The sequence below is a fragment of the Nonomuraea sp. B208 genome (assembly GCF_057536035.1).
This window is the reverse complement of sequence record NZ_BAAJOU010000029.1, coordinates 111,378-136,947: the sequence shown is the minus strand read 5'-3', so window position 1 is coordinate 136,947 and position 25,570 is coordinate 111,378. Positions and strand designations below refer to the sequence as shown.

General features: G+C 70.0%; 23 protein-coding genes. 14 read left to right on the top strand and 9 right to left on the bottom strand.

Annotated features, from left to right (window positions below):
- Nucleotides 1–210: hypothetical protein (locus tag AC27IY_RS41615; RefSeq protein ID WP_487181387.1), on the bottom strand; the 210-nt coding region annotated here is incomplete at its 3' end.
- A gap of 632 nt (nt 211–842) precedes the next feature.
- Here AC27IY_RS41615 and AC27IY_RS41610 point away from each other — a divergent pair.
- From AC27IY_RS41610 to AC27IY_RS41595, 4 genes are all read left to right on the top strand, one after another.
- Nucleotides 843–1,148 (top strand): hypothetical protein, encoded by a 306-nt coding sequence (locus AC27IY_RS41610; RefSeq protein ID WP_487181386.1) that lies wholly within the window; start codon nt 843–845, stop codon nt 1,146–1,148.
- A 314-nt stretch (nt 1,149–1,462) separates the two neighbouring features.
- Nucleotides 1,463–11,845, top strand: coding sequence for a helicase-related protein (locus AC27IY_RS41605; RefSeq protein WP_487181384.1), 10,383 nt, complete (start codon nt 1,463–1,465; stop codon nt 11,843–11,845).
- Nucleotides 11,846–11,858: 13 nt separating this feature from the next.
- Complete coding sequence (locus AC27IY_RS41600; protein WP_487181383.1) at nt 11,859–12,050, top strand: hypothetical protein; 192 nt, start codon at nt 11,859–11,861, stop codon at nt 12,048–12,050.
- Nucleotides 12,047–12,304 carry a hypothetical protein gene (locus AC27IY_RS41595; protein ID WP_487181382.1) on the top strand — a complete coding sequence of 86 codons (258 nt, stop codon included), beginning with the start codon at nt 12,047–12,049 and terminating at the stop codon, nt 12,302–12,304. Before AC27IY_RS41600 ends, AC27IY_RS41595 begins: the two co-directional genes overlap by 4 nt.
- 108 nt (nt 12,305–12,412) lie before the next feature.
- On the opposite strand, the gene AC27IY_RS41590 is transcribed toward AC27IY_RS41595, so the two are convergent.
- On the bottom strand, nt 12,413–12,862 hold the full coding sequence (locus tag AC27IY_RS41590) for a hypothetical protein (RefSeq protein WP_487181381.1): 450 nt from the start codon (nt 12,860–12,862) through the stop codon (nt 12,413–12,415).
- Between the two features lie 243 nt (nt 12,863–13,105).
- On the opposite strand from AC27IY_RS41590, the gene AC27IY_RS41585 reads away from it, so the two are divergent.
- Entirely contained in the window at nt 13,106–13,738 is a 633-nt protein-coding gene (locus AC27IY_RS41585; RefSeq protein ID WP_487181380.1) for an IPT/TIG domain-containing protein, read from the top strand.
- A gap of 57 nt (nt 13,739–13,795) precedes the next feature.
- Here AC27IY_RS41585 and AC27IY_RS41580 read toward each other — a convergent pair whose 3' ends face one another.
- Complete coding sequence (locus AC27IY_RS41580; protein ID WP_487181379.1) at nt 13,796–13,939, bottom strand: hypothetical protein; 144 nt, start codon at nt 13,937–13,939, stop codon at nt 13,796–13,798.
- Nucleotides 13,940–14,293: 354 nt separating this feature from the next.
- Between AC27IY_RS41580 and AC27IY_RS41575 the strand changes: the two genes are divergently transcribed.
- Together AC27IY_RS41575 and AC27IY_RS41570 are read left to right on the top strand one after the other, a co-directional pair.
- On the top strand, nt 14,294–15,820 hold the full coding sequence (locus AC27IY_RS41575; RefSeq protein ID WP_487181378.1) for a 2'-5' RNA ligase family protein: 1,527 nt from the start codon (nt 14,294–14,296) through the stop codon (nt 15,818–15,820).
- A 2-nt stretch (nt 15,821–15,822) separates the two neighbouring features.
- The gene (locus tag AC27IY_RS41570; protein ID WP_487181377.1) at nt 15,823–16,311 is read left to right on the top strand and encodes an XF1762 family protein; all 489 of its coding nucleotides are present in this window, start codon (nt 15,823–15,825) and stop codon (nt 16,309–16,311) included.
- On the opposite strand, the gene AC27IY_RS41565 is transcribed toward AC27IY_RS41570, so the two are convergent.
- Nucleotides 16,308–16,901: a hypothetical protein gene (locus AC27IY_RS41565; protein ID WP_487181376.1), complete on the bottom strand. Its 594-nt coding sequence runs from the start codon at nt 16,899–16,901 to the stop codon at nt 16,308–16,310. The genes AC27IY_RS41570 and AC27IY_RS41565 overlap by 4 nt on opposite strands.
- A gap of 123 nt (nt 16,902–17,024) precedes the next feature.
- Here AC27IY_RS41565 and AC27IY_RS41560 point away from each other — a divergent pair, with 123 nt between their 5' ends.
- The 6 genes from AC27IY_RS41560 (at nt 17,025) to AC27IY_RS41535 (ending at nt 21,495) form a co-directional block, all read left to right on the top strand.
- The gene (locus tag AC27IY_RS41560) at nt 17,025–18,419 is read left to right on the top strand and encodes a phage major capsid protein (RefSeq protein ID WP_487181375.1); all 1,395 of its coding nucleotides are present in this window, start codon (nt 17,025–17,027) and stop codon (nt 18,417–18,419) included.
- Nucleotides 18,416–18,862: a hypothetical protein gene (locus tag AC27IY_RS41555; RefSeq protein WP_487181373.1), complete on the top strand. Its 447-nt coding sequence runs from the start codon at nt 18,416–18,418 to the stop codon at nt 18,860–18,862. The genes AC27IY_RS41560 and AC27IY_RS41555 overlap by 4 nt, the downstream gene beginning before the upstream one ends.
- Before the next feature lie 107 nt (nt 18,863–18,969).
- A complete protein-coding gene (locus AC27IY_RS41550; protein ID WP_487181372.1) occupies nt 18,970–19,677 on the top strand; it encodes a helix-turn-helix domain-containing protein in 708 nt (235 codons plus the stop codon).
- Nucleotides 19,678–19,737: 60 nt separating this feature from the next.
- Complete coding sequence (locus tag AC27IY_RS41545; protein ID WP_487181371.1) at nt 19,738–20,253, top strand: hypothetical protein; 516 nt, start codon at nt 19,738–19,740, stop codon at nt 20,251–20,253.
- 286 nt (nt 20,254–20,539) lie between these two features.
- Nucleotides 20,540–21,133 (top strand): hypothetical protein, encoded by a 594-nt coding sequence (locus AC27IY_RS41540; protein ID WP_487181370.1) that lies wholly within the window; start codon nt 20,540–20,542, stop codon nt 21,131–21,133.
- A 113-nt stretch (nt 21,134–21,246) separates the two neighbouring features.
- Nucleotides 21,247–21,495, top strand: a complete 249-nt coding sequence (locus AC27IY_RS41535) for a hypothetical protein (RefSeq protein WP_487181368.1) — start codon at nt 21,247–21,249, stop codon at nt 21,493–21,495.
- A gap of 27 nt (nt 21,496–21,522) precedes the next feature.
- Here AC27IY_RS41535 and AC27IY_RS41530 read toward each other — a convergent pair whose 3' ends face one another.
- From AC27IY_RS41530 to AC27IY_RS41510, 5 genes are all read right to left on the bottom strand, one after another.
- The gene (locus AC27IY_RS41530) at nt 21,523–22,410 is read right to left on the bottom strand and encodes a hypothetical protein (protein WP_487181367.1); all 888 of its coding nucleotides are present in this window, start codon (nt 22,408–22,410) and stop codon (nt 21,523–21,525) included.
- A gap of 12 nt (nt 22,411–22,422) precedes the next feature.
- Complete coding sequence (locus AC27IY_RS41525; protein ID WP_487181391.1) at nt 22,423–23,235, bottom strand: AAA family ATPase; 813 nt, start codon at nt 23,233–23,235, stop codon at nt 22,423–22,425.
- Nucleotides 23,236–23,566: 331 nt separating this feature from the next.
- Nucleotides 23,567–23,989: a hypothetical protein gene (locus AC27IY_RS41520; RefSeq protein WP_487181366.1), complete on the bottom strand. Its 423-nt coding sequence runs from the start codon at nt 23,987–23,989 to the stop codon at nt 23,567–23,569.
- 13 nt (nt 23,990–24,002) lie between these two features.
- A complete protein-coding gene (locus AC27IY_RS41515; protein ID WP_487181365.1) occupies nt 24,003–24,263 on the bottom strand; it encodes a hypothetical protein in 261 nt (86 codons plus the stop codon).
- Nucleotides 24,264–24,316: 53 nt separating this feature from the next.
- Nucleotides 24,317–24,880 (bottom strand): hypothetical protein, encoded by a 564-nt coding sequence (locus tag AC27IY_RS41510; RefSeq protein ID WP_487181364.1) that lies wholly within the window; start codon nt 24,878–24,880, stop codon nt 24,317–24,319.
- 95 nt (nt 24,881–24,975) lie between these two features.
- Between AC27IY_RS41510 and AC27IY_RS41505 the strand changes: the two genes are divergently transcribed.
- Nucleotides 24,976–25,545 carry a hypothetical protein gene (locus tag AC27IY_RS41505; RefSeq protein ID WP_487181363.1) on the top strand — a complete coding sequence of 190 codons (570 nt, stop codon included), beginning with the start codon at nt 24,976–24,978 and terminating at the stop codon, nt 25,543–25,545.
- Nucleotides 25,546–25,570: the final 25 nt, after the last annotated feature.

Below are 25,570 nucleotides of genomic sequence, written 5' to 3'. Positions count from 1 at the left end.
GCCGGACACCGACGAGTACACGCCGCTGCTGAAGGACTTGGACCGGGGTGACCGGGTGTTCTTGCCGAACCCGGGCGGGCGCGGCGGGCGCGAGGTGATCCTCCTCGGCGTGCCGGAGAAGGTGGGGACGGGCCCGCGGGCTCGGGCTCGCATCTCGTACGTGGGGAAGGACGGGCGGCGCGGGTCGGAGACCCGTTCGTGGAACGCCAAGCTGACCGTGCTGCGCGGCTGGGAGCCGGTGCCCGCCGACGACGGCAGCGCCGCGCCGGATGCGGGGCGGCGGCTGGAGCGCGAGCTGTCGCTCCGGCCGGGCCTGGTGCCGCGCGAGGTGGAGCAGCGTCTCGCGACGGCGCGCGGGCGCCTGATCGAGGCCCTCGGCGGCGACGACTACCGGGCCGTCGAGCGTACGTCACTCGACTACGAGCGGGAGCTGAACGCCGCCCTGCGAGGGCTGGACCGCCACATGCCGAGGCGGGACATCGCGCAGGAGGAGATCACGAGGACGAGCCGCGCCGTCAGGGGCGCCCGGCACGAGTGGACGCAAGCCCACAACGAGCTGCCCGACCCGGGCACGCTCGACGTGGCCAGGCTCAGTGATGACGAGCTGGACGAATGGGCGTGGCGGGCGCGGAACAACGGGGCGGGTGACGGCGTCGCTCAGCGGGTCCTGACGAAGGTGACCGACGAGCAGGGGCGGCGGCAGGCTGAGCGGGAGCGTGGGCGGGATGAACCCGCACAGGTTGACACGAATCGTGATGATCCTGCTACTTTAAGTTCTACAATGGGCGCCCCCAAGACCGGGCCAGCGCCGACCGGAGAGAGCCCGGCCGAGGGAGGAACCGATGGCGATGACGACGGACGAGCTGGTGAGCCTCGCTCGCCGGTACTGGGAGACGTACCTGCCGAAGGCGTACGCCGACCTGGAGAATCCGGACGAGCACTTCCTGACGCTGGCGCACCGGGTGGAGGACCTGGTGGACGAGCGGGCCGAGGACCTGGCCGGGAGAGCGCCCGAGGGCGAGAGCTTCGAGGATCGTCTGGGCAGGCAGCGGAACGCCGAGACGACGGCCTGGGGGATGGTGCTGCAGGAAGAGGTGTACCTGACGCCCGAGCCCGGCAGGGAGAACGAGGAACTGCCGCCGGCGTAGCCTCCGGCAGCTTCCGGCCGGCGTCCCAGGACGATCTGGCCCCGGCGGGTGAGAAGGCGAAAGCCCGCGCGAACATCGCCGCCGTCCGCACCCTCCGGCAGTTCCAGGCCGAGAACCGTCCGGCGACGGAGGAGGAGCGGCGGATCCTGGCCCGCTGGTCGGGCTGGGGTTCGCTGCCGATCGTCCTGGAGTCGGAGCCGCTTCCGCAGGAGAAGCGGTTCCGCGACGACGACGGCAATCCCGACCCGGCCAAGTTCGACCGCGCCCTGAAGCGGTGGCAGTCGTTCGCGCCCGAGCGCGCTGAGCTGCGGGGGATGCTGAGCGACGCCGAGTGGCGCAACGCCGAGGTCAACACGCTCAACGCCCACTACACCGACGCCGCGATCGTCTCCGAGGTGTGGGACGCGGTGCGGGCGCTCGGGTTCAACGGTGGCAACGTCCTCGAACCCGGCTCCGGCTCAGGCACGTTCATCGGGCTCGCCCCCGAGGGCGCCCACATGACCGGCGTGGAGCTCGACCCCACCACGGCGGGCATCTCCCAAGCGCTGTACCCGGACGCCGTCGTCCGCAACGAGAGCTTCGCCGACACCCGCGCCCCCGCCGGCTCATTCGACGCCGTGGTGGGCAACGTGCCGTTCGGCGACTACTGGCTCGTGGACCAGGAGTACAACCCCGGCAAGAAGCACTCCATCCACAACCACTTCATCCTCAAGAGCCTCGGCCTGACCCGGCCCGGCGGCCTGGTCGCCGTCATCACCTCGCGCTACACCATGGACTCCGAGGACTCCTCGGCGCGGCGCGAGATGGCCCGCATGGGTGACCTGGTCGGCGCGGTGCGGCTCCCGTCCGGCGCCCACCGCAGGGCCGCGGGCACGGACGTCGTCACCGACCTGCTCATCTTCCGCAAGCGGGAGGAGGGCGAACCGGCCGGGGACACCTCCTGGATCAACGCCCCGTTGACCGACGTCAACGGCAGTCAGCACCCGATCAACAGCTACTTCCAGCAGCACCCGGAGAACATCCTCGGTGAGCTGACCACCGGGCGCGGGCAGTTCACCGACCACGACATCGTGGTGAAGGGCGAGCGTGACGCCGCCCCGGCGATGCGGGAGGCGCTCGACCGGATCGTGGCCGACGCCCAGCAGCGCGGCGACACGTTCGAGCAGTCCGCCGCCCCGGTGGAGCGGCTACAGCTCGCCTCCCGCCACGAAGGGCACGACGGGGCGCTGCACCTGAACGACGACGGCTCGTTCTCCCAGGTGCAGAAGGGCGTCGCCAATCCGGCCAACGTCCACCCCTCCCAGGTCGAACAGCTCACCGCGCTCGTGGGGCTGCGCGACGTCGCCCGCGCGCTCCTCGCTGAGGAGAACGCCTCAGAGGCGGACACGCCGCGCATGGCCGAGCTGCGCGCCGAGCTGAACCGCCGCTACGACGCCTACACCCGCAAGTGGGGGGCGATCTCCAAGCGCGCCAACCGCCGCTTCACCCCGGCCGAGGCCAAGCAGAAGGCCGACAGCGAGGGGCGCAGCGTCACCGAGTCGGAGAAGGCGTCCACCGCTGTCGGGTTCATGCGCACCGACCCGGCCGGCGCCGTGGTGTTCGCGCTGGACGACTACGACCCCGACACCGGCAACACCCGCAAGGCCGACATCCTGTCGCAGCGGGTCGTCGCCGCGAAGAAGCCGATCACGTCGACGGACGACCCGGGCGAGGCCTTGGCGGTCGTCATCGACCGGTTCGGCGAACTGCGCCTGGACGAGGTCGCCAAGCTGCTCGGCGTCGACGAGGAGACGGCGCGGCAGCGTCTGGGCAACCGCATCTACGAGCAGCCGCCGTTCTACACCGAGTCGGGCGAGCCGTACTACCTGCCCGGCCAGGCCCAGTACGTGGCAGCGGCCGACTACCTGTCGGGCAACGTCCGGCAGAAGCTGGCCGCCGCCCGGCAGGCGGCCGCGAACGACCCGCGTTTCGCGCTCAACGCCGCGGCGTTGGAGGAGGTCCTCCCCCGCGACCTCACCCCGGGGGAGATCGACGCCAAGCTCGGCGCGGCGTGGATCGACGCCGCGACGGTCACGGAGTTCCTGCGCGAGGTCCTGAACGACCCCAGCGTGCGCGTCAATCACGCGGGCGGGTCGCTGTGGGAGGTCAACGGCAACAAGGACGGGTACGAGGCCCGCAACACCTACGGCACGGACTTCAAGCAGTGGTCGGCGATCGAGATCGCCGAATCCCTGCTGCGCCAGGCCACGATCAAGGTCACCAGCTCCACGCCGGGCGGCGGCAGCGTCCCGAACCCGGGCGGGACGATCGAGGTCCAGCAGAAGGCCCAGGAGCTCGCCGAACGCTTCTCCGAATGGGTGTGGGAGGACGCCGACCGGGCCGAGCGGCTGGCCCGCGTCTACAACGACCGGTTCAACAGCATCGTCCTGCGCTCGTACGACGGGGCGAACCCGCTCCTGCCCGGCCTCGCGCACGGGTGGAAGCCGCGTGAGCACCAGAAGGCGGCCGTCGCCCGCATCGTCAACGAGCCGGCCGCGCTGCTCGCGCACGAGGTCGGCGCCGGTAAAACCGCCGAGATGGTGATGGGCGCGATGGAGTTGCGCCGCACCGGCATGGCGAAGAAGCCGGCGATCGTGGTCCCGAACCACATGCTCGAACAATTCACCCGCGAGTTCCTGGAGCTGTACCCGAACGCCAAGATCCTGGCGGCGGGGACGAAGGACCTGGAGAAGGACAAGCGGCGCGAGTTCGTGGCCCGCGCGGCGACGGGCGACTGGGACGCCGTCATCCTCACTCAGAAGGCGTTCGAGAAGATCGACATGCACCCGGACGTGCAGCAGGCGTACCGGGATGACGAGCTGAACAAGCTCCGCGACGCCGTCGAGCGCGCCAAGGCGTTCGGTGAGGACTCCCGCCTGCTGAAGCGGCTGATGCGGCAGCTCGTTCAGGCCGAGGAGAAGATCAAGGCCAAGCTCGCCGGCGCCAAGCGCGACGAGGGCAACATCCACTTCGAGCACACCGGCATCGACTACCTGATGGTGGACGAAGCCCACATGTACAAGAACCTGCGCACCCCGTCCCGGATCGAGGGCGCAGGGATCGACGGGTCGGGCCGCGCCAGCGACCTGCACATGAAGCTCCACTACCTGCGCGGCCGGTCGGAGTCCGGCCGGATCGTCACGTTCGCCACCGGCACCGACATCGCCAACTCGGTGACCGAGGCGTACGTGATGATGCGGTACCTGCGCCCGGACCTGCTCGAAGAGGCCGGGATTGACGACTTCGACACGTGGGCGGCCACGTTCGGCGACGTCATCACCGACATCGAGCTCAACCCGGACGGCAACGGCTTCCGGCAGAAGGCCCGCTTCGCGAAGTTCCGCAACGTGCCCGAGCTGTTGCGCATCTACCGGGTGTTCGCCGACGTCAAGACCGCCGACGACCTCGGCCTGCCCACCCCGCCGGTGCGGAAGGACTCCAACGGCAACCGCGGCGAAACCGTCGTCGTCCCGGCCACGGCCGAGCAGCTCGACTACATCGCCGACCTGGGCCGCCGCGCCGAGGACATCAAGCGCAGCAGCCCCCGCCGGTGGATCAACGGCATCCCCGAAGACGAGTACATCGCCAAGTACGGCGAGCCGGACCCCGACGACCCGGACGTGCGGATCGTCGAGGACAACATGCTCAAGATCTCCGGCGACGGCAAGCGGGCCGCGCTGGACATGCGGCTGCTCGACCCGACCCTGGAGCAGGCGGGCGGGAAGCTGGAGGTCGCCGCAGGCAAGATCGCCGAAATCTACGAGCACTCCAAGGACTGGCAGTACCCCGTCCGCAAGGACAGCGAGGAGATGCACCCCACTGCGGGCGCGCTCCAGATCGTGTTCATGGACCAGGGCACGCCGAAGAAGAAGCCCGGCAAGCCCCGATCGACGCAGGTGGCCGCCGAGAAGCTGAAGAGAGGCCAGTGGGTCGACCACAACGGCGTCCCCGCGAAGATCACCGGCATCACGTGGGACACCGACGAGCAGGTGTACGTGATCGACCTGGAGCGGCCGTCCGGTGCCACGGCGAGCATCGAGGCGGGCCGCGGCGACAAGATCACCAAGATTCCGGAGCCGAAGGGCGACGTCTCCGACGAACCCGGCGACGCTCCGGCCGGGGACGGCGACACCTCGACGTGGGCCGCCTACGACGAGATGAAGGCGCTGCTCGTCGCCCGGGGCGTCCCGGCCGAGAAGATCCGCTACATCCACGAAGCCTCGACGGACGCGCAGAAGGCGAAGCTGTTCGAGGACGCCCGCAACGGCAAGATCGCCGTCCTGCTCGGCTCCACGGAGAAGATGGGCACCGGCACCAACGTGCAGGCCCGCGCCGTCGCGCTCCACCATATGGACTGCCCGTGGCGGCCGGCCGACCTCGCCCAGCGCGAGGGGCGCGTGGAGCGTCAGGGCAACTTCAACCTGGACCATCACGACAAAGACGTCCGAATCCTCCGATATGTGACGGAAGGGACGTTTGATGGATATAGCTGGCAAACGGTCGAAAGAAAGCAGAAGTTCATCGCCCAGATGAAGAAGGGGTCGCTGGACGTCCGCGAGATCGAGGACATCGGCGACGCCGCCCTGTCCTTCGCCGAGGTCAAAGCCCTGGCGACCGGCAACCCGTACCTGATGGACAAGGCGAAGGCCGACACGGAGCTGAACCGGCTGGAGCGCCTGAACCGAGCCCACGACCGCAACCAGGGCAACCTCGCCCAGCAGATCACCCGCGCCGACCAGATGATCGGCGAACTGACCGCCGACATCCGCGAGTGGCACGAGGCGATCGCCTCCCGCGTGGACACGCGCGGCGATCGCTTCGTCATGAAGGTCGGCGACCTGGAGACCGACAAGCGGCCCGACATCTACGAGCCGCTGCTGAAGGCGATCCGCGACGTGCGGGACGGGCCCGCAGCCGAGGACCGGCCGGTCCCGATCGGCGAACTCGGCGGCCACACCGTGTACGCCACCAAGACGCGCCGCTACTACGGTGACCAGCTCTACCGGGTGATCGACGTCGGGTTCGACTTCTCCGGCGGCGTCTCCTCCTACCGGGGGCACCAGCTCACGGACGGGTCCGGCAACGGCATCCTGCGCGCGCTGGAGAACCGGCTCGCCGGTCTGGAGCCGCAGATCGAGGCCGCGGAGAAGCGCATCACCACGCTGCAGGAGCAGGCGGCGAAGATGCGGGGCGCGGTCGGCAAGCCGTTCAACAAGGCCGGGCAGCTCGCCGAGGCGCGCGAGCGGTCCCGCCTGCTCGGCGAGATCATCCGCGTCCAGTCGCACCTGGACGAGATGAAGGCCACCACCGAGAGCGACCAGTACAAGGCGGCGGCCGAGGAGTTGGCGCTGCTGAAGGGGCAGCTCGATTCGCTGCGGCCGGCGCCGACGCCGGACCCGGTGACGGACCCGGACCCGGACCTGAACGTGGTCCTGGACGACCCGACGCCGACCGTGCACGCCGACGACGACGGGTTCGCCGTCCCGGACGTGCCGGACTCCCCCGACGTCGCGGCCCCGGCCGCCGATGTGCTGCCCGACGCGGACGAACCGGACGAGTTCGTACCGAACGGAACTTCCCGCGCGGGAAGCTTCGATGCCGGTCCGGCCCCTGCTGATGAGCCCGAGCCTGTGGGAGACGACGACCAGGCCGCCCCGGTGGAGGAGCCTGCCGAGCGGCGGCAGCGCACCCAGGAGCCGCGGGCCCGTGCCGAGGTTCCGGCCGACACCACGCCGGATCCCGCGCCGAGCCCGGCCACCGGCGACGTGGACGAGCCCCCGCCGCTGGCCGACGTGGACGAGCCAGCCGACGTTCCGGCGGCCGACGTGGACGAGCCCGCGCCCGTGGTGGAGCCCGGGGCCGACGCCGTACGGGAGACGGAGGCGGTGGAGCCAGAGGCCCTGCGGCCAGGCGACCGCATCCGGTTCGTCCGCACGAGCGACGGCGTGCGCCGTGTCCGCACCCGTGGCGGCGGTACCCGGCTCGCCCAGTCCGGTGGGCGGGTGTGGGAGGGCACCGTCCCCGACAACTACCGGCCTGGCAGCGCCGTACGCCTCCAGGACGTGGTGGAGACCGAAGGCGATCAGCCGCCCCGCCACGTGGCCGACCCCGGCCTTGTACGGCTCACAGACGCCGTTGATCGTCTCGGCACGGACGAGGCGGCCACCTCGGCCGCCGAGGCCGCCAGGCTGCGCGACAGCCGCGAGCAGGCCCGCGAGCAGAACCGGCGCGAGCAGGCCGAGCGGCGCCGCCAGATGCTGGAGGAGGAAGGCGGCACCGCCCTGGCTGACGCCGTCGAGGCGTTCGAGGCCGCCGCCGCCCAGGGCAGCGGCGCGTCCCGGCGGGAGATCGAGGACGCGTGGCTGCGCGCGGACGCGGCGCTCGCCTCGGCCGAGGAGACCGCGACGCATTGGGCGCGTCAGGCGCAACTCAAGACGCTCCGCTCCACCCTGCGCGACCGGCTGCGCATGGCGGGCGGCCGCGAGGGTGAAGCGCGCCGCCGGGCGGCCGAGTGGGAGCAGGCCAAGGCCGACGCCGACCGGATCGCCGACGACGGCGCCCCCGAGCCCGCACCCGCCGAGGACCTGCAGCCGGGCGACCGGGTGGACACGCCGGCCGGTGACGAAACCGTCGTCGTGGAGGAGGTCACCCGCGCGGGCGACATCACCTTCACGACCGAGCGGGACGCCGACGACCGGCGGACGATCCGCGCCCGCAAGGAGGGCGCCCAGGTCACCAAGCGGTCCGGCGGCCGGAAGGCCCCGGAGATCGACCAGGTGCAGGCCGCCGACGTCGTGGTCGGCGAGTGGCTGATCGACGACGACGGCACCGCCGCCAAGGTCGTCACGATCGACCGGGACGGCGACCGGATCACGTTCGAGGTGGTCGGCCCCAACGGGCCCAGCCTGGTGGACGCCGACTTCGGCGAGACGGTGACACGCGGCCGCGGGCTGCGCATGAAGAGGCCGCGCCCGCCGCGCCCGCCGCGCGAGCGCAAGCCTCGCTCCACGATCACGGCGCTCGATGACGGCACGCCCGCCACCCGAATCCGGCTCCGGTCCGACATCCGCAAGCGGGTGCTCGCCCTGGCGATCGAGGACGACGTGAACGCGCCCGAGGTGGCGCGTACGGCGGCCGCGCGCCTGCGCGCGTCGCAGCCGGTCAGCGCCGAGCAGATGCGCGCCCTCGGCCAGTACCTGCGCACGCTGGCCGCCCAGGACCGGCCCGCCGTACAGCGGCGGTCCCTGGAGCGGGCCGCCTCCTGGGTGGACGCCTCCTACGCCCGCCTGGCCGGGTATCCGGCGCCGCCGCACGAGTCGCACCGCGACGCGCCGGAGAAGGCGTACCCGGAGAACCTGACCGCCGGCGACATCATCGCCATCCCGGACGGCGCGGGCGGCGACATCCGGCCCGTCCGCGTGGTCGACGTGAAGCCGACGCCGCGCATGCCGTTCGTGACCGCCACGGTGGAGCACGGCGACGGCCGCCGCGAGCAGCGCATCCTCGCGGCCGGGGTGGACGTGTGGCTGATGCCGGACCTGCCCGCCGACGTGGACGTGTCGCCGACGCCGGACGACGAGTTCGACCCGGAGGAGCACATCCACCCGGACCGGCTGGAGGTCGGCGACGCGATCCGCCACCCGGTCGGGACTTCGCCGATCGGACGGGTGATGGCGATCCGCAAGACCTCGCGCCCGTTCGCGGACGTCGAGGAGTGGCAGGTGGATCTCGCCACCGTGGACGACCAGGACCTGCCGATCAACCAGACGAGGGTCACGCTCACCTCGCGCGGCGGGCCCTCCGTGGTGCGCACGTGGCGCGGGGAACTGTCGAAGCCGCAGCCGTGGGACTCGGCGCTCGACAACAGCACCGGCGACGGCATCATCAGCCCCGCCCAGGTCGAGGTGGGCGACCGGATCACCGTCACCGACGCCGCGGGCAACGTGCAGGAGGGCGTTGTCACGGCGCTCGTGGGCGTGTACGGCGACGACGGGCTGCAGATCGGCAACACGGCGCTCCTGCGCGGCTACGACGGCGAGGGCGACTTCGCCGGCCTGCTGGCGGGCACGGAGATCATCCGGCACGCGAAGGGCGGCGCCGGGGCGCAGGAGCGCATCCGCGCCCAGATCGAGGCGCAGGAGAAGGCCGCCCGCCAGCGCGCCGTCACGCGGGCACTCGCGGACGCGGAGACCGGCCTGTACCGGCAGGTGGCAGCGACCCTGCTGGGCGAGCTCGACAACACCCCGGTGGTGCCTGCACGGGACCGGGGCGACGACGAGGTGTACGGGCAGGCGCTCACCCGCCTTGAGGAGGTGTGGCGGCGCCAGCCGGAAGGACTGGCCGAGCAGGTGGCCGACGCGCTGGAAGCGCCCACGGAGGAGCAGCACGCCGAGATCGTCCGCACGCTGCGCCCGGTGGTCGCCGAGGTGCGCGACCGGGCGGCGGCGAACATGACGGCGGCCATCGCCGAAATCGACCCGATGCCGGGCGAGACGTGGGATCAGGCGCTGCGCCGCGTCATGATCCAGTACAGGGACATGCCGCCGTCCGACTCGCTCGCGCGGGCGGGCGAAGCCCTCGCCAAGGCCGACCTGGACGGCTCGACGGACACGGCCGTACCGGACGTGCCCGCCGTGAAGGAGGCGGATCTGCCCGCCCGGATGGCCGCCTACCGGGCCGCGCTGCCCGAGGACCTGGCCAACATCGGTCGCAAGCAGGTGCGTCGGCCGGTGTTTCGCCCGACCACGCTGGCCGACCTGGAGGCCGGGCGCGTTCCGGCGGCCGACACGGTCACGACGTGGGTGGACGACATCGCCGCCGATGGCGGGCCGGGCGAGCACGCGATGCGGCACGTGGCCGTGCTGCGCGCGGCCGGAGCGGACCTGGACGACATCTACCGCGCCCGGCTGGCGGCGGCCGAGCCGAAGGGGACCGACGCCCAGGTCGAAGAACTGACGGAGCGGGCCCGCATCCTGCGGGAAAACGCGTACGTCGCCGACCGGAACGTGATGGAGGCGAAGAATCGCACCCGCACTCAGGTGGCCAAGCAGTTCGGCTACTCCTCGATGAGGACGCTCAACTCGGGCGCGTCGTATCAGGAGAAGCTGCGTGCCGCGAAGGCGTGGGAGGACGCCTACGCGGCCGAGGTGAAGGAGCGCGACGACGCCATCGCCGCCTACCGGGCCGCCACCGACGACCTCATGGCGAACATGCGCGCAGGCCGGGAGGCCCGCCGCCAGGCCGCGATCGAGGCGCTCTCCACGGTGCGGGACCTCGGCGGCGAAGGGATCGACTACCGCGGCTACGGGGGGTCGCTGCTCGACTCGGACCGGTACTTGCAGGCGATGCGGATCGCCGAGGCTGGCTACCCGTCCGACTGGCTGGCGCTGGCCCGCGACGCTGGTCCGATCAACCTCGAACCGGGGCGCGGCAACTACGCCCAGCGCGGCATCTTCGGCGACAAGCCGCGGATCACGCTGCCGTGGGAAGCGCCGCGCCACACCGTGGCCGTCAACGGCGAATGGGTCGAGGAGGAGATGCCCGGGTCGCCGATGGTGGGCGGCAACTCCGCCACCCGCGGATCGGTGCACGAACTCGGCCACCACATGGAGAAGATCGTGCCCGGCCTGATCGCGGCCGAGCGGGCGTTCCTGTGGGAGCGCACCTCGACCGGGCGCGTGGGCGAGCGGGAGCGCAACCTGGTCCAGGAGAAGCCGAACGGCGCCGAGACCATCCGCTACCGGGATGGCGGGTTCGCCGACGACTACACCACCCGCGAGTACGACGATCACTCGTTCGAGCTGTTCACGGTCGGCGTTGAGACGCTGCTGGCGGGGTCCACGTACGCGGACAACGACGACGATCACCGGGCGTTCACCTTCGGCGCGCTGGCGCTGCTCGGCACCAGCACGGAGGGGCCGCGCCGGTCTCCGCTGACTGGCGTCAACCTGTCGGAGCTGTCCGAAGCCGAGCTTCGGGCCCTCCTCGGCCGGGTGTGGGGCAACGCGGACGAGGTCGCCCAGGTGATGGCCGCGCTCGACCGGCTCGACAACCGGCAGGACGATCCGCTCGCCGGGGTGGAGCTCGAACGGCTCGACCTCGGCGACCTCGTCAGCCTGCTTGGGCAGGTGGACGACGACTACAGCGTGGCCCGCATCAGCGCCGCCATGGAGGCGTGGGAGGCCGAGCGGCGGGCGCAGGACGAGGAGGATCGGGCGTTCGCGGAGCGTTCGGCCCGCGTCGACCAGCTCATCGCTGAGGGGGTGCCGGAGCTGGAGGCGTGGGCGCAGGTGCACGGCCTGTCGTACGAGCAGGTGGAGCGCGACGTGCGCGCCGGCGACCGGATGGCCGGGGAGACTCGCGACCAGATGGCCAGGCGGCACTACGACCTGTGGCTCCACTCCCAGTACCTTCAGGCAGTGGCCGACACGAAGGGCTACCTGCTCAACCCGGACGGGGTCGCGGCTGGGGTGGACGAGAAGTCGCTGTTCTCCGGCCGTCGCGACCGCGCCCGCAAGTACGCCAGCGAGGAGCTGCGCCGGTGGTTCGACGGGAACGGGTGGATGAACTTCACCGAGTTCAAGGCGCAGATGCTCGACAGGGAACGAGACCAGCGGGCCGCCAGGGCGGGCCGGGGCGCACGAGACTTCAACCGGTAAGGGAGCTGACCAGATGAGCGAGAGCGTGTCGCGGGTGGCACTGGCCGCCGCCCGCACCGCGGGCCGCACCACGGCGTGGGCCGGGCGGCCGATCACGGCCTGCCCCTACCCGGCGGGGCCGCGCCGGTTCGCGTTCGTGGACGCCTACCTTCAGGTGCGTCCCCCGGCGGCCGGGGCGGTCGCCTACGACGAGCAGGAGGCATGACGGTGGAGAAGGTGTACGGGTACATCAACGGCATCGCGTACGCGGTCACGGTCGGGCAGGCCCGCCCGGACGCGGCTGACACGGTTGGCGTCGTGTCCGGCTCCCCCCGCGCGGTGTCGCTGCTGCGCGTCCGCAACGGCGACATGATTGAGCAGCCGCACCATGCCCCGATCCGGCTGGATGTCAACGACCCGGCGTCGGTGTTGGCCGCGCTCACGGCCTGGACTGAGGTAATAGAGAGGACCAAGAACTGAGCAAGCCAGCGACCGAGGGTGCTTGATGTTAATGCGAGGCGTACTGAGGGTGCGGCTCCCGTTCTGGCAGTGCTCAGCTCGCTGGTATACGCGTAGTTCGTTGGCTGATCAGTCGCTCATCCAGGTGAAGGTGAGTCGCTTGCCGAGATTCTCCGAGACATTCAGAGTCTTGGCTGCAACCCAGGCGCCTAGTCCGATGACGCCGTGTTTCCAGAAGTCGAGCTGGATGGTGCCACCGAGATCGTCCAGGGTGAAGGCGCGTGTGCTGATTCGGTGCTCGCTGTTCACTCCCAGTTCGCCCGCGGTCACCCACGTCCCGCCGATGTGGGTCCGCACCGGCATGGTCTTCCATGCCCAGAGCTCATCGCTGAGGACGAGGCGGAAAGTGATGCGATCGTCCGCACCGATTGTCTCCACTTCAAGGCGTACGAGGTTGTGACCGTCATCGATGATGTTTCCGCTGATCAGTCCCGATGCGGCTGCTCGCAGGAATTGGAGAGATGGAGTTGCGCTCACTTCTTTGAGGCCTTGCGTGCCATCGAGTTTATCTTCGGGCATTTCGGTTGTCCCTATCTTGTCGATGTATTAGGGTTCGCCTTTTATTGATCAACCTCCTCGCCGTATGTTGCATATTGATCAATGCAATCCTTGTGATCTATTCGACGGGGCTAGCGAAAGTAATCCTCTAACGTCTTTCTCAACATCGCCATAGCGGGTTCATGCGTGGTGTGTCCACTTTCGGACATCTACAGGAGCCGCCCGAGATGACGCAAGCACCCGCGACGGGCATCCTCCCGCCCTATGGACTCGGGGATCTGGTGGCGTGTCGGCTTCGTGATCGGGGTCATGATCGGCGCGGCGCTCCTGCTGCTCTACATGACGCTGTGGGCGCCGCGCGTGGTCGTTCTGGTGCCGGCCGACCCGCCCGCCACCCCCACACCACAACCGGGGGTAGAGATGACCTTGTACGCCAAGAGCGGCAACACGTACGTGCAGCTCACCAAGACGGCCGCCACCGCGAAGACGGCTGCGTACGTCGAGAACGACCCGCTGATCAAGATCAGTGAGGACCTGCTGGAGGGGACGCGGCCGGACGGGACGGCGTTCCCGGAGGGTCGCATGTCGGTGCGGTTCCCGGCGGGCAGCGTCGTGCGCAAGTCGGTGTTCGACAGGTGCTTCCCCGACGCGACCATCGAGTCGGTGTTCCCGGCGTCGGGCGCGGCCGCGGGCGGCACCGCCCTCACCATCCGAGGCCGCAACTTCACGCCCGGCACCACCGTGACGATCGGTGGCACGGCCGCCACCGACCTGGTGGTGAAGAACGAGACCCTGATCGAGTGCAAGAGCCCGGCGCACGCCGCCGGCGCGGTGGCCGTCGTGGTCACCACGGACGCGGGCGCGGCGACGAAGGCAGGTGGCTTCACCTTCGCCTGATCGTGGGTGACCCCACCCACCTCACTGCGGCATCGTGAGGTGGATGGGGGATGCACCCTACCCGGCCGTCTCGTCATCGCCTTGATCGCGCCGATTCCGGCCATCCCTGAGTTGCCGCAGCGCGATCAACGTGCTGGGGACGCTGCCAATTAAGGCGATGAAGCTCGCAATGTCGCCGGCTGCCTCGATGAACTCGTGCATCGAAGAGGAGACCCTTCCCGTTGGCCTGCCTTGGCCGGTGGTCTCCTCTGTCGTCAGCACAGAGAAGACCTCCGGCTTATGGCACGCATGCCGATAAGCCGGAGGTCTCTCCCACCTTGATCACCGAGCTTGCACTCGGCAGAGTTCAAGGCCGCATACCCGGGGGCCCCATGGCGCGGGACTGCACCGTACTGACGACTATGTCGCTTGCGGGATACTCCCCTCTCTGCCTCCTACGGTAGCTCCAGACACCCGGGCTTGCGCGGCTGTTACATGTTCTCGCTCGGGCGACGTTAGCGCTGCTTTCGGGCACTCTGCCCCGGTTCGCATGCCGGGAGGGGGCCCAAGGTGCAAGTGCAGCTCGAACACAAGTCGGTGGCGGTGTCGCCGCTCGCCGCGGCGGCAGACGATCCCGTGGGGACGATCCGCTGCCTGGTCGCGATCACAGGGATCGAGGACAACGTCGGCGACATTATCATGCCCGGCGCGTTCTCCCGCACGATCGCCCTGCGCAAGCCGAAGGGCATCCACTCCCACGACACCAAGGCGTGGGTGTCCCGTGCGGAGGAGTACGAGGAGTGGCTGCCCGGCGATCCGCGCCTGCCCAAGGAGACGAAGGACGGCAAGCCGTGGCCGCCGCAGGCCGGCGCGGTGTTCGTGCGCGCCTTCTACAACCTGAACGCCAAGCGCGGTCGCCAGGCATATGAGGAGGCCGCGTTCTACTCCGAGACGAATGAGCAGGAGTGGAGCATCGGCTACTCGGTGCCGCCCGGCGGCGCCCGCATGGACGCCAAGACCGGCGTCAGGCGCATCTACGACCTGGACTGGTTCGAGTACAGCCAGGTCCTTTTCGGTGCTGCCTCGCACACCATGACTTTGTCGGTGAAGTCCGGCATGCCGCCGGTCGAGCGGGAGGCCGACCCCGGGGCGGACGGCTGGAACGAACTGCTCGACGGCTACGACGAGCCTCCCGCCACGGCCGAGGCTGAGCAGGCGCGCAGCGTGGACGAGCTGCGGTCCATGGTGTCGCTCACCATCCCCGCCGATGTCGCCGAGCAGGTGACGGTCGAGGGCGGGCTGCCGGCGGCCGAGCTGCACGTGACGCTCGCCTACCTCGGCGAGGGCCTGGACGATGCCGCGCTGGCCGAGGCGGCGCTGGTGGTGGAGAAGGTGGCGGCCGAGTCGGGCCCGCTGTCCGGGATCATCGGCGGCGTCGGCGTCTTCCCGGAGAGCGACGACGGCATCCCGGCGTGGGTGCCGGTGGACGTGCCCGGCCTGACCGAACTTCGGCAGAAGGTCGTGGCCGCGCTGGACGAGGCCGGCATCTGGTACGCGGTCGATCACGGGTTCACCCCGCACATGACGCTCACCTACCTCGCCCCGGGCGACCCGATGCCCGCGCCGGTGGAGGTCACGCCGGTCACGTTCGGGGCGCTGACCCTCGCGGTCGAGGACGACCACGAGGATTTCCCGCTCGCCGCCGGTCCGGCCGAGCCCGCGCCGGAGCCGGGGCCAGCACCCGCGCCGGAGCCTGCGGGGCCGCTGGAGGACCTGGAGACGCCGGAGGACGGCGACGGCCTGGCCGTCAAGCGCCACTCCCCCGGCCTGGAGGTCAAGGCCGGACGTGTCCTGTCCGACCGCAACCTGCGCAGGATGGCGCAGGCCCTGGACATCCTCAAGGAAATCATGCGGGAGGCCGGCGTCGAGGTCGCCGACGAGCACGACCCGGCCCGCCGCCAGGCGCCGGAGCTGCCGCCCGAGCCGATGACTCACCCCGACTCGACCGCGCCCTCAGCGCTGCCCGAGGAGGTGAAGACGCTCACCGTCGAGCAGCTGCACGCGGGCAAGGCGATTCTTGACTTCCTCGCGGAGGCGGGGTGAACGTGCTGCGGCTGGTGCCGGTGAGCTTCGCGCAGGCGTGCGCGTACGTGGACGGCGAGCACCGGCACTTGAAGGCGCCGCGCGGGCACAAGTTCTCGATCGGCGCCATGGTGGACGAGCTCGACCCGCGCACCGGGAAAATGAGCGAGGGCGAAAACCTGGTCGGGGTCGTGATCGTCGGCCGTCCGGTCGCGAGGCTGTTCGACAACGGCCGGACGCTGGAGGTCACCCGGTGCGCAACGGACGGCACCCGCAACGCGTGCTCGCGGCTGTATTCGACGGCCTGGCGTGCTGGGCGGGCGATGGGCTTCACGCGGATGATCACCTACACGCGGGCCGACGAGAACGGGGCATCGCTGAAGGCCGCCGGCTGGAAGGAGATCGCGGCACGGCGGCCGCGCGGCTCGTGGAGTTGCCCGTCGAGGCCGCGCGGCGATGATGGCGTGGAGCGGATCGGGCGCACCCTGTGGGAGGCCCCAGGATCGGCCTAGCGGCCCTCGTAGTCGTCGATGGCGTCGAGGACGGGCTTGATCACGGCCGCGTTGCCGTACTTGCTGGTGGGAATCTTCCAGCGGGTCACGCCGGTCGGCGTCGACCACTCCAGGGTGCCGCCCGGCTTGGGCACGTCGAACGAGTAGTAGAGCACTTCGGGGCTGCCCGGCTGAATGTTGATCCAGGGGCCGTCCGTACGACCTACCCACGGGCTGCTCATCGCGTTGCCCGAGGTGTCGGTGTAGGCGCGGCCGCCGATCCTGATCCGCCAGCCGCTCCGCTCCGGCGTGCTGGGGATGCGCTCAGTCTTGGACAGGGCCGTCACCTTGACCGCGATGGCGACGAACCACTTCTCTCGCGGCTGGGTGAACTTCGCGTCGCTCGGCCGGTGGTAGTAGACGCCGACCGGCGTGATGCGGAGCGGGCGCCCCTTCTCCCCCTTGATGCGGATCGACTGGCCGAATTTCAGCACCTTCGGAGCCGCCGCCACGGTAGTCGCCGTGGCGTTCGCCGACGCGGGGGCGGCGGTGAGCGCAGCGACGGCGAGTAAGCCGGCTGCGGGCAGGGCGGCGAGTCGGTGCAGGCGCATGAGGACCTCCAAGAGTCTTCGGATCGTTCCACTCCCCCGAGCTTGATCACCCTAGTGGCGCTGGGCGGCGCGACGTTAGCACCGATTCGGCCTAGCTTGCCGCCTTGATCACGGGGTGTCCCGGTGCTGACCGGGCGCGGATCGCACACAACCGCACACCGATGTCAGCCAAACCGGGGGGTAAGGCAGATGACTGCCGTCGCAGAGAATGCGCGGATCCGGGAGCTCAAGAGTCTCCTGGCCGAAGAGGGCGCCAAGATCGAGCGCATCCAGAACAGCATGAAGGACGAGACGGGCCGCGGCCACTTCGTCATGTCCAAGGAGATGCACTCCGACTACCTCAAGAGCGTCGAGCGCGCCGAGGAGATCCAGGCGTTCATCGTCACCGAGCAGAAGGCCGCGGGCATCATGTCCTATCTGGCCGAGCCGGAGACCACGCCCGTGGCTGGCCGGATGGCGGCCGACCGTCAGCGCGGCCTGGAGCGCAAGAGCCTGTCCCAGCACTTCATGGAGTCCGAGGCGTACCAGGACATGAAGGCCCGCGACTTCCGCGAGCCTCGCGGCGTCGTCACCATCGACCAGGGCCTGTACTCCTTCGAGGAGCAGAAGGACCTCTTCACCCTCTCGGGCGGCACCCACACCACGCCGGCGTTCGGCCACGAGGAGTCGATGGGCATCTCGGAGCGGCAGCGCCGCCCCAACCGCGTCCGCGACCTGTTCCCTGCTGAGCGCACCACCGCCAACATCATCTCCGGTGTCCGGCAGACCGGTTTCGTCAACAACGCCGGCATGGTGCCGGAGCGGACGGCCGCGAACGGCGGCCCGGCGACGGGCGGCCCGACCGACACGTGGGGCAAGCTGCCGCGCAGCTCCATCCAGTTCGAGCCGTACACGCGTCCGATCAGCGAGATCGGCCACTACGAGACGATCCACAAGAACACGCTCGCGGACGAGAGCAGGCTGCGCGGCATCCTGGAGCGCGACCTGATCGACGGGGTCAAGCTCAAGGAGGACGAGCAGATCCTCTTCGGTGACGGCCTCGGCGAGAACCTGCTCGGCATCACCCAGACCCCGGGCATCCAGCTCTACACCGGCCTCGCCTCGGACAAGAAGACCGCCCAGGTCCGTCGCGCCCTGACCAGGGCAATTCTCAGCTACTACGACCCTTCGGGCGTCGTGATGCATCCTTTGGATTTCGAGGACATCGAGCTGGAGGAGGACAAGCAGGGCGGCTACAGGGTGGCCGTCAGCGTTGCGATTGGCGCGGAGAAGCGCGTGTGGAGGCTCGCCGTCATCGACACGCCGGCCATGGTGCAGGGCCGCTACCTGCTCGGCGCGTGGGGCTACGGCGCGAAGCTGTTCGACAGGGAGACCGTGGTCGTCCAAGCTTCGACGGAACACGGCCAGAACTTCATCGAGGGGACCGTAACGATCAAGGCCACTGAGCGGATTGGCCTTGCAACCGACAGACCGGAGTCATTTGTGTTCGGCTCCTTCACTGCTTACAGCGGCTCGTGAGCGGCCCGGTAGAGCAGCCGTCCGCCCCCGTCGAGGGGGCGGACACCGCCGCCGTCAAGCACCCGCCCAACTGCCGCTGTATCAAGCCCAAGCCAGCGCCGGTGACGCCGCAACGCGCGGAAGAGACCAAGGCCCGGCCAGCCTCGGCCGAACTGCCGCCCACCCAGGCGGTCAGTATCGACATCTACGCGAAGGGCCCGTCAGTGCCGCCGGAGGAGCGGACGGGCCCCCACACGGTCACTGTCCCGCACCGGATCGTGCTCGACGGCCAGCCGGTGTACCTGCCCGCGGACTCCCAGATCACGGTCACGGCCGGAACCATGGAGGCTACGGCCGTCACCCTGACCCTGTTCGCTCGCAGGGTCCGCATCGGGTATGACGACGAGCTGGATGGGCCGGTCGGCCAGCCTGCCGGGCAGCCCGCGCCAGCGGCCGACGCCTGACCCAGGATCGCCCTGATCCCCGCCGTGCGCACGGCGGGGATTTCGGCGTTCCCGCACCTGGCGGGCCGAAAAGACGTAAGCGTGTGATCTTGCTACGGTCCCCCGCCATGACGACAACCCTCCCGCCCGAGGCTCGGGCCCGCGCCGCTGTGCTCTACCAGTCGGGCGCTTCCATCCGCGCGATCGCCACCGCCCTCAACGCGAGTTACAGCCGCGTACGCAACAGCCTGATCGAGGACGGCGTGCCGCTCCGGCCGCGCGGACGCCCCAGCTCCTCCCCCGCCCCGGCCAGGATCGTGCAGCCGCCCTACCCGGTGTCGCACGCTCGGGCCCGCCGCCCCTTCCCGCTGGAGAAGGCGACCGCCATGTACGAGGCGGGCAAGACGCTGCGCCAGATCGCCGCCAAAACCGGGTACTCGCGGTCGCGGGTGCACGTCTACCTGACGGAGGCGGGCGTCCAGATGCGCACCGTCAAGCACCCGCGCGCCTCCCGCATCACCGCGGCGAAGCGCCGAGCGATCCTGCGAGGCGTCCGGGCGGGCCGCTCCAACGCCGAGATCACCACCCAGGTCCGTACCACTACGACCACGATCAACCGCGTTGTCAGCGAGGCGGGTCTCGCGCCGCGCCGCCGCACCCGCAAGCACGACCACGACCGGATGAAGAGGCTCCGCACCGTCGAGGGCTGGACGCTCGCGGAGGTCGCGGCCGAGATGGGCACGACACCCCAGTACGTGTGGACGATCGTCAACGGCTGCCACCTGAAGTCGTACGTGAAGCGCGGCCACCGCCGCGCGCACGCCGATGCGACGTAAAGCCCGGCATGTGCTTGAGTCGGCGACGACTTCGAGCGGACCAGGTCAGGGAGGGCAGCGGTGACGACGAGCACGAGCCGTAAGGCACGCGGCAGCAGCGCGGAGGCGACCGCCGCCGCCCCCGGCCAGACGGACGCCGAGCAGGCCGGCAAGCCCGGCCAGGACCAGGCCGGCGAGCCCATCGCGGCGGGCCCCGCGGCTGATCCGGCGCAGGCCGCGCCGCTCGCCCCGCCCGCCCAGCCCGCCCAGCCCGCCCAGCCCGCCCCGGACCCCGGCCCTGCGCCGAAGATCCGGATGCTGGCCACGCCGGGCGCCGAGTTCGTGGATCTGCTGTGGGGAGACAGCGACCCGAGCGGGTCGAAGGAGAAGGCCCAGCCCGACGAGCTGTTCCATGACCCGGGCGAGCAGTTCTCGTACGTCCTGGTCAAGCGCCCGCTGGTACGCCTGTTCCACATGCCTGGCGGGGACGGCAGCATGCTCGGCGAGCAGCTTTTCAAGGGCAAGAACGTGCCCGTCAACAAGGCGCACGCGCGGAAGATCCGCGAGGACCTGGCGGCGATCCGCGCCGCCGAATGAAAGCTCGCGCGGGTCTGGCCTGACGGCGACGGGCGGCACGGGCTTGGTGTCTCTGGGGGGTGGCACCAAGTCTCGCGCCCGCGCCGACCAGGCCGGGCCCGCGCGGAAGACACCGCTCCCGGGCCTGGTCCCAGCGGACGCGGCCGAGTCGGAGGGAAGCTAAGGCGTTCGACGGTGGGGGACCCCGAATGCTGACCCTTGCTCCGCATGGTGCGGGGCCGGTCGACCGGCCTGGGAGCGGGAAGACGTTGGCAGCCTGGCGGGCACGAGACCACGGGGGAACGGCATGGATCTGGTCACGCCCGAGCAGGTCGCCGTACGCGCCGGGCTGCCGACACCCTTGGACGCTGACGTCCGCGCGGCGGTCGAGGAAGCGATCGAGGATGCGTTCGACGAGGCGGCCACCTACCTGTGCTGCTCGCCCGTCCCGGAGACGTTCACGCAGCGCGGCGTCGTCCCGGACGGGCGCGGCGGTTGGCGGCTCGACCACGAACCGCTGATCGAGGTCCTGTCGGCGACGCCGGAGGTGCACCCGGTGACCGGGGTCGCCACCGACGCGTTCACAATCGTCTACCGGGCGGGGCTCGACCCGGAGGGCAACCGCAGGTACGGGCGCACCCTGCGTCGCTTCGTCCTGTGGTCGGCGGTGGCGAACCCGATCATCCGCCGCATCGCCCAGGCGAAGGGCATCCGGCTCATCACGAGCGTCAACGTCGAGGGCCAGGGCGTCACCTACGAGTCGGGGCAGGCCGCGGCAGGGTCGGGGGTTGCGGGGGCTCCCCCGACCTTGGCCGACCTGGACGAGTGGGTGACCTACACCGTGTACCAGCGGCCGGGCCGCGCCCCGCACCCGATCGAGACGGGCGCCGCATGGCTGTGATCGGCGCCAACCTGATCCTCGGCCTGCGCCGGCGGACGGCCGGGGTGGACCCGCATGGGACTGCTGTGGCTGGTGTGCTTGGTGGGGCAGGTGAGTGGAAGCCTGGCCGGATCGTGACCCGTCCGGAGGTGGACGGGGACGGCGAGACGGGGCCGGGCGTGTGGGTGCTTGCGGTCGATCCGTCGTGGTGGCCGTTCGCCGCGCGTGACGTGGTGGTCGAGCAGGGCGCCGGCCAGGCGTGGACGGTTGTGAAGGCCGTACTGCGGCGCAGCGACTTCGACTCGGCGGTGGACTACGTGCGGGTGCAGGCGTCTCCGGCCGGGGGAAACGAGGAAGGGCCCGCCGTGGCGGGCCCCTCGTGATGATCTTGTCGCACATGTGCGACAAGATCATTTACTGCTTTGTGCTGCCACTCGGGCGGCGCGGAGCCTCTTGGCCGCGTTCTCCAGGACCGCCGCCATCTCCTCGGCCTGCTCGGGGTTGGTCCGGGCAAGCTGCTCCAGCGCGGCATCGTCACGCCAGAGCGTCACGCCCTTCGTGTAGCGGGGCAGCAACTCGGGCGCCGGCTTGTCGGGTAGCGGTGCGGGCTCCTCGGGTCCCAAGACCACGTGCAGTTCGTCCACGGCCTTCTGCAGCGACGGTGGGGAGGTGTCTTCCCGCTTCTCGGCCAGACTCCACACCTTCTGTCGGGTGACGGCGTCCTTCAACCTGGCGAGGATCGCGATCTGTCGGAAGGTCAGCCGCTCGACGTGGGGCAGGTCGCGGTGGACCGGGGCGGCCTGCATCATCTTGTAGGCGTGCTGGCGGGAGATGTTCAGCCGCTGCTCGACGTACTCCTGGAACGACTTGTAGCCCAGGAGGCTCCACAGGTCGTCTTTCTTGACCGCCTCCAGCGCCAGACCCTGGGTGAGGGTCAGGTACCGGTCAGCGCGCTCGACAGCGCCGTCGTGGGCCTCCTGTGCGGCCAGGATAATCCGCTCGTAGTGGATCAGCTTGTCGCGCGGGTCGGCCGCCTCTGGCGCGGCCTCGAACTGCGGGCCAGTCGGAACCTGGAACGCAGGCTGAGGGACGCCGAGCACCGTGCCAACGAGCGCCGAGTCCGGTGGAAGGTCGAGGACACCGGCGCCTGCTCCCCCGCCGCCGGCGGCGTTGAGCTTGGCCAACTCCTCCTTCGCCTTATCCAGGGACTTGAACGCGGTGTCGGCGCGGTCTTCCCCACTGCGGCCGCCCCCGGTGCGCTGCCGCTTGGGCCGCTGGCGCTCGCTGGGTTCGGTCATTGTCTCCGTCACCTAGTTCCCTCCGTCGAGGCTGACCGCCTTCTTCGGGTCAGCGGGCACCTCGTCCAGGTCGAGAGCGAAGGCGACGATCTCGGCCAGGATCTCGGGGTACTGGACCCATTCGCGGGGGAAGACGGGGAACGCCTCGGCGTACTTGCCGTTGTCGTACAGCGGCATCGGCAGAACCGGCCGCTTCTTCTCGGCGAGCCGCGCGTACGACTTGCGGGTGAGGTGGGTGTCCTTGCCGCCGGGCTTCTTGGCGCGAGCGAACATGACCACGCTGGCCAGTTCCTTGATGGCGTCGATCCGCTCGGCGAGCTCGAACGTCGGGTCGAGCTGGCTCGTGTCCATTGGGGTGGACTGGCACGGGATCAGGAGGGTGTCCGTCACGTACAGGGCGGACTCAAGGACGCCCTTGTGCTGGGGGCCGGTGTCCACGACGAGGTGCTTGAATTGGCCCTCCATCGCCTTGATGCGCTTGGCCAGGTCCGGTGTTCCCCAGGCCATGACCTGAAGGTTGGTCGGCCAGTGCTCGCCGGCGCCGAGCTTCCACAGCAGGCAGGAGTTGTTGGTGCCGTCGCCGTCCACGAGGAGGACGTTCTCCCCGGTGAAGGCCACGAGAAGGGCGAGGAAGACGGCGGTGGTGGTCTTGTTGACTCCGCCCTTGAGGTTGCCGATGGTGATCCTGATCGGCTGACCGTTCGCCACGATGGCGGCGACGATCACTTGCAGGTAGGCGCGGTCCTCGGGGGTCATCAGCTCCCACAGGATGGAGAGCTGCTTTTCGACTTCCTCGCGGTTGAGCTGGACGGGGGCAGGTGGCATGGTCACCGGCTCCACCTCGCCGAGCGGTGTGTGACGTGCATGGATGTCCTTCCAGTGATGAGGTGGCGGCTCCGGCCGGCTCAGGGGGGCGGCGGGAGTCCCACACGAGGACATCCTAGAGAGTTACGAGCGCACGGTCTCGGACAAAGAGCGGCGCCGCGCAGACGAAAGGGCCGCCGCCCCGATCCGGGGTGGCGGCCCTTTCAAACCTCATCACTGGTTCGCGCCCCAGCATACCGGCGCGGTCGGCCCTGGTAGAGGGCTATCGCGAAGCCCGCCCGCAGCGTGTTGATGATCTTGTCGCACATGTGCGACAAGATCATCAGGCTCTCTATCCGGGATGGCAGTGAATCTTCACCGTGGCGATCCACCGGCTGCGGCCGTCCGCCTCAGCCACAGGCCCGCCGCCGGCCGATGACTCGACTTCCGTGATGACAACCTGGCCGTCTTCGTGCGGCCGGGCCGGCAGGGCGGTCAGCTCCTCCAGGGCGACGTACAAGATGTGGCGTAGCTGCCACTCCCCCACCGGCGCCTCGACCGAGTCGAGCGCCTCCAGCTTGAGCAGGACTCGCATCTCCCCCGTCCGCAGGTTCTCGCTGCCGCCGGGCGTGGGCCGTACCCGCAGGCGCGGGTACGGCGGGACGTGCTTGGCGCCGACTCGCCCCGCCCCGCCCAACTCGGCCGCCAGGCGGGCGCTGCCGGTCAGGAGGTCGATGGCGGGCGGGATCGGGTCGGCGTCAGCGATCGAGTGCATGGAGGCTCCGGGCCTACTCGGCCTTGCCGCCGCTGGCGGGCTTGGTGGCCACGGCCGGGGCGGGCTTGATCGGCTTCAGCGCGTCCGCCCATCTGGCGCGGTTGTTGGTGTCCGCGCCGAGGACGAACCCGGCGCCGGCCAGCCGCTCAGCCTCACGGCGCAGCAGGGTGAGCTGCTCTCGGACGTTGTAGACGCGCGGCTCCAGGCCCAGCTCCTCGGCGTCCTTGGTGCGCAGCGGGTGGGCCAGGGTGAAGGTGACGTACTGCTCGGACATGGTTCTCCCCCAAATCGGTGGCTGGTCGCCGGGTATGGTGCCGGGCTCGGGGCTTAACGTCGCCTCGCCCTGCTGCGGGCGGCGGCGGCGCGGACGGCTTCGGCCACCCAGCCGCCGCCGCGCTCGGCGTGTTCGGACTCGGCGACCCGCTTGAACGACACGGTGACGGCCGCCGCGACCTCGTTACCGCGCGGCTGCGCGGGGGTGGAGCGGACCTGCGACGCGATCGCCCCCGGCACGTCCACGGCCTCGCACCGGCAGTTCGCCACCTGGTGGACGGGGAGCCGCTCGTCGCGTGGCCGGTCGGCCAGGTCCCACACTCCTTCCAGCAGCTTCCAGCCGCCGCCCCGGTTGACGGCCTTGCCGTCCCGGCCGCGCCCCTTGGGCACGTACTCCATCGCGGGCAGCCGGAAGTCCAGGTTGGCGGGAATGGTCTGGCCGTGCGCTTCGGCGTGAGCGGGCCGCACCTGCTCGTCGGCGTCGGTCTTCCACGTCTTCGCGGCGGGCGCGTTGCCGCGCAGGCCCTGGGCGACGTCGTCGGCGACCTGGTCGACGCGGCGGGCCACCTTGGCGGCAATCTGCTGGGCGAGGCCGCGGTTGATGCGGGTCTTCGTCATGGGCAGGCACGGTACTTGATTACTGCCTTAAGGCAGAGGAGGCCAGATAGCAAAATCTATCTGCCACAGAGCGGCGCGTCCGGTCAAATGGAAGCATGGCTGCAGCAAGCTCCCCTCTACGCCTGACAGAAGAAGAACGCTGGGCCCGCCTTGCGATCGCCACCTTGAGCGGCGGTTTTGGGATGGTGGCGTTTCTAGCATGCTTCGGTTTGGTGTTTCATTACTGCTTCTATTGGCTGGGCGATCTCGTTCACCTTGGCGAGGTTCTTTCATGGGTGGACCGGCTGGTCCCCGAGCCTCGTTTGAAGTTGACACTTGATCCACTTTGGATCGACAAGATCAAATGGGGGTTGGGGATCTTGCTCGGCCTCTACGCATTCATCTCCGGTGCACGGGGTGGCTGGCAGATGGAGCGTGAGGTCTGGCAGGGCGAAGACGACCTCCGCAAGATCGAACCCGTACTGCGAAAGCTCACAGCTGAAGCTGAGGACCAGCAACGGCTCATCGAGATGACCCGGGAGCAGGCCGAGGCGATCCACCGGTTTATCCAGGGCGATAGGCAAGCAGAACGGCGGCAACAGCGGCGCGAGCAGTGGAGGTTCCTGCTTATTAGTCTCGTGGCCTCCGTCCCCATCGGCATCATCATCAACCTCCTAACAGGCTGACCAAATCCGCGCAGCGCGACCTAAG

Excerpts from the sequence above, each read along its gene's own strand:
- AC27IY_RS41520 (WP_487181366.1), bottom strand. The coding sequence starts at position 23,989 with ATGCACTCGATCGCTGACGCCGACCCGATCCCGCCCGCCATCGACCTC.
- AC27IY_RS41580 (WP_487181379.1), bottom strand. The coding sequence starts at position 13,939 with ATGCACGAGTTCATCGAGGCAGCCGGCGACATTGCGAGCTTCATCGCC.
- AC27IY_RS41515 (WP_487181365.1), bottom strand. The coding sequence starts at position 24,263 with ATGTCCGAGCAGTACGTCACCTTCACCCTGGCCCACCCGCTGCGCACC.
- AC27IY_RS41540 (WP_487181370.1), top strand. The coding sequence starts at position 20,540 with ATGGATCTGGTCACGCCCGAGCAGGTCGCCGTACGCGCCGGGCTGCCG.
- AC27IY_RS41510 (WP_487181364.1), bottom strand. The coding sequence starts at position 24,880 with ATGACGAAGACCCGCATCAACCGCGGCCTCGCCCAGCAGATTGCCGCC.
- AC27IY_RS41595 (WP_487181382.1), top strand. The coding sequence starts at position 12,047 with ATGACGGTGGAGAAGGTGTACGGGTACATCAACGGCATCGCGTACGCG.
- AC27IY_RS41585 (WP_487181380.1), top strand. The coding sequence starts at position 13,106 with ATGGACTCGGGGATCTGGTGGCGTGTCGGCTTCGTGATCGGGGTCATG.
- AC27IY_RS41590 (WP_487181381.1), bottom strand. The coding sequence starts at position 12,862 with ATGCCCGAAGATAAACTCGATGGCACGCAAGGCCTCAAAGAAGTGAGC.
- AC27IY_RS41525 (WP_487181391.1), bottom strand. The coding sequence starts at position 23,235 with ATGCCACCTGCCCCCGTCCAGCTCAACCGCGAGGAAGTCGAAAAGCAG.
- AC27IY_RS41600 (WP_487181383.1), top strand. The coding sequence starts at position 11,859 with ATGAGCGAGAGCGTGTCGCGGGTGGCACTGGCCGCCGCCCGCACCGCG.
- AC27IY_RS41530 (WP_487181367.1), bottom strand. The coding sequence starts at position 22,410 with ATGACCGAACCCAGCGAGCGCCAGCGGCCCAAGCGGCAGCGCACCGGG.
- AC27IY_RS41505 (WP_487181363.1), top strand. The coding sequence starts at position 24,976 with ATGGCTGCAGCAAGCTCCCCTCTACGCCTGACAGAAGAAGAACGCTGG.
- AC27IY_RS41605 (WP_487181384.1), top strand. The coding sequence starts at position 1,463 with ATGCTGAGCGACGCCGAGTGGCGCAACGCCGAGGTCAACACGCTCAAC.
- AC27IY_RS41550 (WP_487181372.1), top strand. The coding sequence starts at position 18,970 with ATGACGACAACCCTCCCGCCCGAGGCTCGGGCCCGCGCCGCTGTGCTC.
- AC27IY_RS41565 (WP_487181376.1), bottom strand. The coding sequence starts at position 16,901 with ATGCGCCTGCACCGACTCGCCGCCCTGCCCGCAGCCGGCTTACTCGCC.
- AC27IY_RS41610 (WP_487181386.1), top strand. The coding sequence starts at position 843 with ATGGCGATGACGACGGACGAGCTGGTGAGCCTCGCTCGCCGGTACTGG.